This is a genomic window from Cellulomonas biazotea, from assembly GCF_004306155.1.
In the GTDB taxonomy this organism is placed as follows: Bacteria; Actinomycetota; Actinomycetes; order Actinomycetales; family Cellulomonadaceae; genus Cellulomonas; species Cellulomonas biazotea.
Genome location: NZ_BIMR01000285.1, coordinates 1 through 6755 on the forward strand (window position 1 = coordinate 1; position 6755 = coordinate 6755).

Annotated in this window: 8 protein-coding genes; 2 read left to right on the top strand and 6 right to left on the bottom strand. The window is 74.0% G+C overall.

What is annotated here, in order from left to right; all coding sequences use genetic code 11:
• Nucleotides 1–331: NAD(P)H-hydrate epimerase (locus CBZ_RS16675; protein WP_281274900.1), on the bottom strand; the 331-nt coding region annotated here is incomplete at its 3' end.
• A gap of 30 nt (nt 332–361) precedes the next feature.
• Between CBZ_RS16675 and CBZ_RS16680 the strand changes: the two genes are divergently transcribed.
• Nucleotides 362–1348, top strand: coding sequence for an LLM class F420-dependent oxidoreductase (locus CBZ_RS16680; protein ID WP_130782610.1), 987 nt, complete (start codon nt 362–364; stop codon nt 1346–1348).
• A gap of 96 nt (nt 1349–1444) precedes the next feature.
• On the opposite strand, the gene CBZ_RS16685 is transcribed toward CBZ_RS16680, so the two are convergent.
• Both CBZ_RS16685 and glmS read right to left on the bottom strand, forming a co-directional pair.
• On the bottom strand, nt 1445–1798 hold the full coding sequence (locus CBZ_RS16685; RefSeq protein ID WP_130782611.1) for a holo-ACP synthase: 354 nt from the start codon (nt 1796–1798) through the stop codon (nt 1445–1447).
• Nucleotides 1799–1826: 28 nt separating this feature from the next.
• Nucleotides 1827–3683: a glutamine--fructose-6-phosphate transaminase (isomerizing) gene (gene glmS, locus CBZ_RS16690; RefSeq protein ID WP_130782612.1), complete on the bottom strand. Its 1857-nt coding sequence runs from the start codon at nt 3681–3683 to the stop codon at nt 1827–1829.
• Between the two features lie 99 nt (nt 3684–3782).
• Between glmS and coaA the strand changes: the two genes are divergently transcribed.
• Nucleotides 3783–4733, top strand: coding sequence for a type I pantothenate kinase (gene coaA / locus CBZ_RS16695; protein ID WP_130782613.1), 951 nt, complete (start codon nt 3783–3785; stop codon nt 4731–4733).
• Nucleotides 4734–4784: 51 nt separating this feature from the next.
• On the opposite strand, the gene CBZ_RS16700 is transcribed toward coaA, so the two are convergent.
• The 3 genes from CBZ_RS16700 to CBZ_RS21070 form a co-directional block, all read right to left on the bottom strand.
• Nucleotides 4785–5363 carry a hypothetical protein gene (locus CBZ_RS16700; protein WP_130782614.1) on the bottom strand — a complete coding sequence of 193 codons (579 nt, stop codon included), beginning with the start codon at nt 5361–5363 and terminating at the stop codon, nt 4785–4787.
• A gap of 305 nt (nt 5364–5668) precedes the next feature.
• Nucleotides 5669–6364 carry a DedA family protein gene (locus tag CBZ_RS16705; RefSeq protein WP_130782615.1) on the bottom strand — a complete coding sequence of 232 codons (696 nt, stop codon included), beginning with the start codon at nt 6362–6364 and terminating at the stop codon, nt 5669–5671.
• Nucleotides 6365–6560: 196 nt separating this feature from the next.
• On the bottom strand, nt 6561–6755 hold a 195-nt coding region (locus CBZ_RS21070; RefSeq protein ID WP_218022801.1), incomplete at its 5' end, for a hypothetical protein.

Consider the following 6755-nt stretch of genomic DNA (forward strand, 5'->3'; position numbering starts at 1 on the left):
CCGCCAGCCCGCGCAGTCGCCCGCCCGCCGCTCGAAGCGCCGCCGCGCCCGCGTCGTGCACGCGCCCGGACGTCGTCAGGGCGTCGACGCGCACCCCGCGCCGCGCCAGCAGCGCCCCCGCGTGCAGGGCGTCTCCCCCGTTGTTGCCCGCGCCGGCGAGCACGACGACCCGCGAGCCGCCGACCCGGCCCCGCCGCGCCTGCAGCTCGCGGGCGACGACGACGTGCAGCGCGAACGCCGCCCGGTCCATGAGCGGGACGCCCGCGGCCAGCAAGGGCTCCTCGGCCGCCCGCACCCGGGCCGCGTTCCACGACAGCAGCACGCCTCTCATCCTGGCCGGTCCGCAGGTAACGTGCCCGGCATGCGCTTCGGACTCTTCATCCCTCAGGGCTGGCGGCAGGACCTCACCGGCATCGAGCCCCGTGACCACTGGGCCGTCATGAGCGGCCTCGCGAAGCACGCCGACGACGGCGACGTCTTCGACTCGATCTGGGTGTACGACCACTTCCACGCGGTCCCCGAGCCGAACGGCGAGGCGACGCACGAGGCGTGGAGCCTCATCAACGCCTACGCGGCCACGACGTCCCGCGTGAAGCTCGGCCAGATGTGCACGTGCATGGCGTACCGCAACCCCGCCTACCTCGCGAAGGTCGCCGCGACCGCCGACGTCATCTCGGGCGGCCGCGTCCAGATGGGCATCGGCGCCGGCTGGTACGAGCACGAGTGGCGCGCGTACGGCTACGGCTTCCCCACCGCGGGCGAGCGGCTCGGCATGCTCGACGAGGGCGTGCAGATCTTCAAGCAGCTCTGGACGAACGGTGTCGCGACGCTCGACGGGAAGCACTACCAGGTCGACGGCGCGCAGCTCTCCCCGCTGCCCCTGCAGGTCGACGGCCCACCGCTGTGGATCGCGGGCGGCGGCGAGAAGAAGACGCTGCGGATCGCCGCGGAGCACGCGCAGTACACCAACTTCGACGGCCACCCCGAGGTCTTCACGCACAAGTCGCAGGTGCTGCGGCAGCACTGCGAGGCGATCGGGCGCCCGTTCGAGGAGATCACGCGCTCGTCGAACTTCAACGTCGTCATCGGCGAGAACCAGGCCGAGGTCGACGACCGCATGGCGTGGGTCGAGGAGCACCTGTCGCTCACCGTCCCCGCGAAGGCCCCCGAGGTCGCCGAGGAGTTCCGCAACGGCGTGCTCGTCGGCACCCCCGAGCAGCTCGTCGAGAAGCTGCGGGACCTGGAGCGGCTCGGCATGACGTACGCGATCACGTACTTCGCCGAGGCCGCCTACGACCGGTCCGGCATCGAGCTGTTCGAGCGCGAGGTCGTCCCGGCCCTGCGCTGAGACCGAGCCGGGCGTGCGCCCGGCGGGCCAGGGGCGGGTGCCGGACCGGTGCCCGCCCCGACCCGCGTCCGGCGGGCGCGGGGGGCGGCCGGCGACTCAGTCGCGCTCGGCGACCACCACGGCGGACGCGATCCCCGCGTCGTGCGAGATCGACAGGTGGAACCGGGCCACGCCGAGCTCGGCGGCGCGCGCCGCGACGGTGCCGCTGACCTCCAGCACGGGCTGGGCGCCCGCCGCCCGCGGCACCTGGGCGTCGTGCCAGTGCAGCCCGGGCGGGGCGCCGAGCGCCTTCGCGAGCGCCTCCTTCACGGCGAACCGCGCCGCGAGCGACGTCTCGGGCATCGCCCGCTCGGCCTCGGTGAAGAGCTTCTCGCGCAGCGCGGGCACGCGGTGCAGCGTCGCGACGAACCGCGTGATGTCGACGACGTCGATGCCGACGCCGACGATCACGTCCGCTCCCCCGTGCCTTGCGCGGGGGTCACTCGACCGTGACGGACTTCGCGAGGTTGCGCGGCTGGTCGACGTCGAGGCCCTTGGCGTGCGCGAGCTCGGAGGCGAACACCTGCAGCGGGACGACGGCCAGCAGCGGCGCGAGGAGCGTCGGCGCCTGCGGGATCGAGAAGACCTCGTCGGCGTACGCGCGGACCGCCTCGTCGCCGTCCTCCGCGATGACCAGGGTGCGGGCGCCGCGCGCGCGGATCTCCTGGATGTTCGAGACGACCTTGGAGTGCAGCGAGTCCCGGCCGCGCGGCGACGGCACGACGACGAACACGGGCTGACCCGGCTCGATCAGCGCGATCGGGCCGTGCTTGAGCTCGCCCGCGGCGAAGCCCTCCGCGTGGATGTACGCGAGCTCCTTGAGCTTGAGCGCGCCCTCCATCGCGACCGGGAAGCCGACGTGGCGGCCGAGGAACAGCACCGACTGCGTGTCGGCCATCCACCGGGCGATCTCGCGGACGCGGCCCGAACGGTCGATGACCTGCTGGATCTTGTCGGGCATGGCCCGCAGCTCGGTGAGGACCTCGGCGATCTCGTCGGGGAACTTGTTGCCGCGCAGCTGGGCCAGGTAGAGCCCCAGCAGGTACGCCGCGGTGATCTGCGCGAGGAACGCCTTGGTCGACGCGACCGCGATCTCCGGCCCGGCGTGCGTGTAGAGGACGGCGTCGGACTCGCGCGGGATCGTCGAGCCGTGCGTGTTGACGATCGCGAGGACCTTCGCGCCCTGCTCGCGCGCGTGCCGCACGGCCATGAGGGTGTCCATCGTCTCGCCCGACTGCGAGACCGCGACGACGAGCGTGCGCTCGTTGACGACCGGGTCGCGGTACCGGAACTCGTGCGCGAGCTCGACCTCGACGGGGATCCGGCACCAGTGCTCGATCGCGTACTTGGCGACGTGCCCCGCGTAGGCCGCGGTGCCGCACGCGACGACGACGATCTTGTCGACCGCACGCAGGACGGCCTCGTCGATGCGCACCTCGTCGAGGACGAGGCGGCCGCGGGCGTCGGTCCGGCCGAGCAGCGTGTCGGCGACGGCGTGCGGCTGGTCGTGGATCTCCTTGTCCATGAAGGAGCGGAAGCCGCCCTTCTCCGCGGCCGCGGCGTCCCAGTCCACGGTGTAGCGGCGGGCGTCCGCGGGCTTGCCGTCGAAGTCGGTGACCGTCACGGACGTCGGGGTGATCGTGACGACCTGGTCCTGGCCGAGCTCGAGGGCCTCGCGCGTGTGGGCGATGAACGCCGCGACGTCGGAGCCGAGGAAGTTCTCCCCGTCGCCGAGCCCGACGACGAGGGGCGAGTCGTGGCGGGCACCGACGACGACGTCGGGCGCGTCCGCGTGCACCGCGAGGAGCGTGAACGTGCCGTGCAGCGTCCCGGCGACCTCGGTGAGCGCCTGCGTCAGGTCGTGGCTGCTCTCGTAGGCGCGGGCGACGAGGTGCGCGACGACCTCGGTGTCCGTCTCGGAGGAGAACTCGACGCCCGCGGCGAGCAGCTCGGCCTTGAGCACGGCGAAGTTCTCGACGATGCCGTTGTGGATGAGGGCGAGCCGGCCCGCGACGTGCGGGTGCGCGTTGACGTCGTTCGGGGCGCCGTGCGTGGCCCACCGCGTGTGCCCGATGGCGGCGGTCGCGCCGTCGAGCGGGTGCAGGTCCAGCTCCTCGACCAGGTTCGCCAGCTTGCCGGCCTTCTTGGCGGTCCCGAGGTCGCCCGTGGGGCTGACCAGCGCGACGCCCGCGGAGTCGTAGCCCCGGTACTCGAGCCGCCGCAGGCCCTCGAGCACGACGTCCAGCGGACGGCTGCTCGCGGTCTGGGATCCGACGTAGCCCACGATTCCACACATGCCGCGGAGTCTATCCGGCGCCCGCGCGTGGACGGGCTGCCGCGGACGTCGCCCGCGTCACGGTCACCGCGCGGCTCGACGTCCGGCACAATCGTCCCCGTGCCACCGTCGCTCACCCCGGCCACGCCGTACGTCGACCTGGACCGCGACGCCTGGCGGCGCCTGTCGGCCTCGACGCCGCTGCCGCTCACCGACGCGGACGTCGACCGCCTCGCCGGGCTCGGCGACCCGATCGACCTCGCGGAGGTCGACGCCATCTACCGGCCGATCTCGCGCCTGCTCGACCTGCACATCGAGGCGACGCGCGGCCTGCACGCCGCGTCCAGCACGTTCCTGCGCGAGGACGTCGGCGGGACACCGTTCGTCATCGGCGTCGCCGGGTCGGTGGCGGTCGGCAAGTCGACGACGGCGCGCCTGCTGCGCGAGCTCCTCGCGCGGTGGCCCGCGACCCCCCGCGTGCAGCTCATCACGACCGACGGGTTCCTGTACCCGAACGCGGAGCTCGAGCGCCGCGGCCTCATGGACCGCAAGGGCTTCCCCGAGTCGTACGACCGGCGCGCCCTGCTGCGGTTCGTGTCGAAGGTCAAGGCGGGCCGCCCCGAGGTCCGCGCCCCCGTCTACGACCACCTGACGTACGACATCGTCCCGGGGCGTGAGGTCGTCGTGAACCGCCCGGACGTGCTGGTCGTCGAGGGCCTCAACGTGCTGCAGCCGGCCCGGCCGACGCAGGAGGGCACGTCGAACCTCGCGGTGAGCGACTTCTTCGACTTCTCGATCTACGTCGACGCCCGCACCGTCGACATCCGGCAGTGGTACGTCGACCGGTTCCTGCGCCTGCGGGAGACGGCGTTCGCGCAGCCCGAGTCGTACTTCCACCGGTACGCGTCGCTGTCGGACGACGAGGCCGTGGAGCGTGCCGAGGGGATCTGGGACAGCATCAACGCCCCGAACCTCGAGCAAAACATCCTGCCGACGCGCAGCCGCGCCACGCTCGTCCTCACCAAGGGCAGCGACCACTCCGTCGAGCGGGTCCGCCTGCGCAAGCTCTGACGCGCCCGCCCGGTTGGTGCCACGGCCCGCGGGCGCGGGTCCGTCGTGCCGTCATCGCCCCGACGGGGGCCCGGACGGGACGATGCGCTCGACCGGGAAGTCGGTCGTGTCGGTCTCGACGAGCGCGTCGAGCGCCTCGTGGACGTCGGCGACCGGCGCCCCGCACCGGTCGGTCGGCCACACCGGCCGCACGGCCCGCCCGAGCACGTCGACGAGCCACAGCACGGTCGGCACCGCCGCGGTCGCCTCGCACGCTCCTGTCGGCTCCTGCGACGGCCGCTCCAGCGCCGCGAGGAGCGGCGCGAGGTCGCCCTCGCGGCGGCTCTCGGTCACCGCGACCCACGTGCCCGACGCCGACCGCAGCGTGCCGGACGCCGAGCACACGAGCACGCTCACGGGTGCGAAGTCCTCCGGGACGCCCCCGGGCGTGACCGCGCCCGACCCGGCCGGCTCCGCCGAGCCCCCCTCGTCGGGGACCAGACCCAGGTCGCGGACGACCCGGGCGTCGAGGCAGTCGGCCTGGATCGCGACGTGCGCGTCGGGCTGGTTCGTGACCTCCGGCGGCCCGGCGCACGCCGCGAGGACCATGCCGGCGACGACCGCGAGCACCACCGCGACCGCACCCGTCACCCGGTCGCGGGGACGACCGTCGACCCGTCCGCGCGCACCGGCCGCACGACCGGCCGGAGCACCGGTCGGTCGTCGGTCGAGACGTGCGCGCGCTGCCATTGCTGTGCCCCCTGGTGCGTCGGCCCGCGACGGCAGCCGTGGGGCCACGCGGGTCGCGGGGAGATGTCGACTCCCCTGTCGACCCGAGTCACAGCGTAGGCACACACACCGGCACGAAGCCCCCGTCGCAACCGGATCGTTAGCAGCCGCGCACGGATCGTGAGCAGTCCGTGACCCGACGGCCGGCCCCCGGTCCCGAGGGCGCCTCAGGCGACCGCGTCGTCCTCGGCGACCGCACGCGACGACGCCGCCGTCGCCCCGACACCGCGCAGCGGGACGGGCGTCGCGACCCCGGCACGCCCGCCGCGGCGCCGGTCGACGATCGCGTGGTAGCGGCGCAGCACCCAGTCGATGGCGACGCCCAGCAGCACACCGCCGACGACGCCGACGCACACCGCGAGGATCGGGTTGTGCCCGAGCCACGCCGCTGCCCCGACCCCGATCGCCGTCGAGTAGATCCCCCACGTGATCGCCGCGAGCGCCGCCAGGCCGGAGAACCGGCGCCGGCTGTAGTGCAGCGCCCCCGCGGTCATGTTCACCGCGACCCGCCCCACCGGGATGTACCGCGCCGCGATGATGAACGACGCCCCGCGGTGCTCGAGCGCCCGCTCGGCCCAGTCGATGGCCGCCTGGGCGCGCGCCGACCGCAGGAACCGCACCTCGCGGACCTTGACCTTCGTGCCGATCTGGTAGGCGATCTGGTCACCCGTGAACGCACCCGCCGCGGCGACGAGCACGACCAGCAGCAGGTTCGGCTCACCGCTCGACATGGCGAGCGCCGCCAGCGCGATGACGATCGACTCGCTGGGGATCGGCGGGAAGAACCCGTCGATCGTCGCGAGCAGGTAGAGCACGACGAAGACCCAGGGGGACCCCACGAGGGCGAGCGCCCATGCCTCCACGCGTCATCAGCTCCAGCGGTCGTCGGGCGCCGACCTGCTGGCCGGCGTCGTGACTCCCACGGTAGGCCCGCCGCACCGCCCCGGACATAGGGGATACCCCCGGATCACCCCTGAGGCCACCCCGAGAGAGACGGAGGGCGCAGGGCCGGCGACGGCGGGTCCCCCCACGGTCCCATGCGGCGCGAGGGCCGTTCTGTCAGGACGCGGGCCGGCCCTCGTCGGCCGCGACGGGCGGCGCCGCACCGGGCTCGTCGACCGACGCACCCGCGTGGACCGGCTCGTCCGCGCGGTGGTCACCCTCGGCGTCCCCACCGGGCACCCCGGCAGGGGCCAGGTCGAGCGCGTCGGCGGCGGGCGCCCCGTCGAACGCGTCGGCGGGGCGCTCGACCGC